Source organism: Streptomyces sp. NPDC059994, from assembly GCF_042737755.1.
Taxonomy (GTDB): Bacteria; Actinomycetota; Actinomycetes; order Streptomycetales; family Streptomycetaceae; genus Streptomyces.
In genome coordinates this window covers 1-2,122 of sequence record NZ_JBHWUR010000219.1, presented here as the reverse complement: position 1 = coordinate 2,122, position 2,122 = coordinate 1, and the positions used below count along the sequence as shown (strand labels likewise).

The following is a 2,122-nucleotide window of genomic DNA, read 5'->3' as shown; positions in this document are numbered from 1 at the left end:
CCGATCTCTCGGGGTGCCGGGCCCTTAGGCGTAAGCGCTACTGGTCGTCGTTGTCGTCGTCGTCCCGCACAGGCGGCGGCACCCGTATGACGACGCTGCCACTGGCCAGATCTATCGGCCCCCGCCCGGGATCGGCGTCCCCCGCCTCGTCCAGCGTGATCTCCAGCCGCCGCCGCTCCTCCTCCTCGTGCCGCTTACCAGGCGCGAACAGCTCATTGAGCGCACTACCGAACACGAGCGGTCACCTCCGCATGGGGTCTCCTGCCCGTACAACGCCGTGGGGGCGCTGTGCGCTCCCGATCATGGGGATTGGCGCTTCACTCGGCCCGGCATCCCGGTCACCCCCGGATGCCGGGCCCCCGGCGTGCGCGCGTGCGCGTCAGTGCGCGGCCAGGCCCAGGGCCTTCTTGCTGTCCACGTACATCTGGAGCAACTGGGGGCGGTGGGAGCGGAAGGGCAGGGGGAAGCTGGCGATGAGTTCGTCGTAGCCCTCGGCCAGGTCCGGGTCCTCCAGGAGGCCGAAGACCAGGTGGCCGCCGGACTTGGGGCTGCCCTCGGTGATCGCGGTGCGGAGGCGGTCGATCTCCGCGCCGGGGACGCCGGGGAAGAGGTCGCGTACGACCGGCTCCTCCGTGTCGAGGTGGCTCGCCAGGATGTCGCGGACCTTGCGGGCCGCAGCCAGGCCGGCCTGGGCCGCCCCGGTCACCGCGGCGTCGCCGACCTGCTCGCCGGCCTCGTTGGCCGCCGTCAGGAGCTCCACCGCCCGGCTCAGACCGCCCAGTTCCCGGTCCAGCTCCGCGTGCTCCTCGTTGAGGGTGTCGAAGGACGCCACCGACTCGGGGTAGAGGCCGTGCAGTACGGGCCAGAAGAGCTCGTCCTCCGACTCGTGGTGGTGGTGCGTGAAGTCGATGAGCCACTGCGTCGTGTCGATGAGTTCCTTGACGCTGACGTCGTCGCCCTCGCCGAGTCGCTCGAATGCGTTCGCCACCAGTTCCGTTCCCCGGCGAAGGATCGCATGGACGCCGAGAAACTCCTGGTACATACGGGCGCCGGGGTTCTCTGTCGCGGCCGTCATGGTTGTCTCCCCCGTTTATTGGACCGACGGATCGATGGATCGATCACTGCCGCGAGGGTACGCAGAGGCTCCGCACGCCCCATAGGGGTGTTCGACTGCGATCGCCTCGCAGTTGAACGCGCGCAGTGGCGCGCCGCTTCCTTCCGAAAGGCGGCGGTGTTTCCACGATACCTATTTTGGGATTTCTTCCAAAGAGGCGCGCTCTATGTAATTCTTGATCCAAGCCTCCGTACCCGCTGCGGACAAGTGGAGCGCACCCGAGAGCGCACTAGTAACGCTCTAGTGAAACTCGATTTCGCTGGAATTGGGAAGGACGACATTCTATGACTCGCCCCATCGTGGCGGTGACCGCCGATCTGAGTACGGTGAACTGGAACATTTGGGGAGATGTTTCGGTGGCCCTGCTCCCCTGGGAGTACATGGAGAAGGTGCACCAGGCGGGTGGAGCGCCCGTTATGGTGCCGCCGATTCCCGAGGCCGTGGACGCCGCGATGGAGAGGGCCGACGCGCTGCTGATGAGCGGCGGCGCCGATATCGACCCCGCTCTCTACGGCGCCGAGCGGGAGAAGTTCACGTTTCCCCCGCACAAGGCCCGGGACACCGCCGAGCTCGCCGCCCTCGCGATCGCCGAGCGGCGCCGGATTCCGGTGCTCGGCGTCTGCCGCGGCCTCCAGCTGATATCCATCATCCGCGGCGGCACCCTCGACCAGCATCTGCCGGAGCATTCCCCGGTCGTGCCCGGGAAGTACGAGCCGCGCGAGATCCAGGTGAAGCCCGATTCGCTGCTCGGCAGCACCCTCGGGCCGACCGCCACCGTCTATTGCCACCACCACCAGGGCATCGACAAGCTCGGCGCCGGCCTGGTGGCCACCGCCTGGTCGGACGACGGGGTCATCGAGGGCGCCGAGGCCGAGGACCCGTCGGCCCCGTTCCTCGCCGGCCTCCAGGCGCACGGCGAGCTGGGCAGCGACACGCTCCCCCTCTTCGAGGCGTTCATCGAGGCCGCGAGGAAGCAGCAGCGGCTGTCTCTTATACACATCTCCGAGC

General features: G+C 68.1%; 3 protein-coding genes. 1 reads left to right on the top strand and 2 read right to left on the bottom strand.

Features of this window, described 5'->3' with window-relative positions:
- Nucleotides 1-37: 37 nt before the first annotated feature.
- Complete coding sequence (locus ACFWA7_RS39920) at nucleotides 38-235, bottom strand: DUF6191 domain-containing protein (protein ID WP_385828075.1); 198 nt, start codon at nucleotides 233-235, stop codon at nucleotides 38-40.
- A 144-nt stretch (nucleotides 236-379) separates the two neighbouring features.
- Complete coding sequence (locus ACFWA7_RS39915; RefSeq protein WP_385550325.1) at nucleotides 380-1,075, bottom strand: hemerythrin domain-containing protein; 696 nt, start codon at nucleotides 1,073-1,075, stop codon at nucleotides 380-382.
- Nucleotides 1,076-1,398: 323 nt separating this feature from the next.
- Here ACFWA7_RS39915 and ACFWA7_RS39910 point away from each other — a divergent pair.
- Nucleotides 1,399-2,122: gamma-glutamyl-gamma-aminobutyrate hydrolase family protein (locus ACFWA7_RS39910; RefSeq protein ID WP_385828073.1), on the top strand; the 724-nt coding region annotated here is incomplete at its 3' end.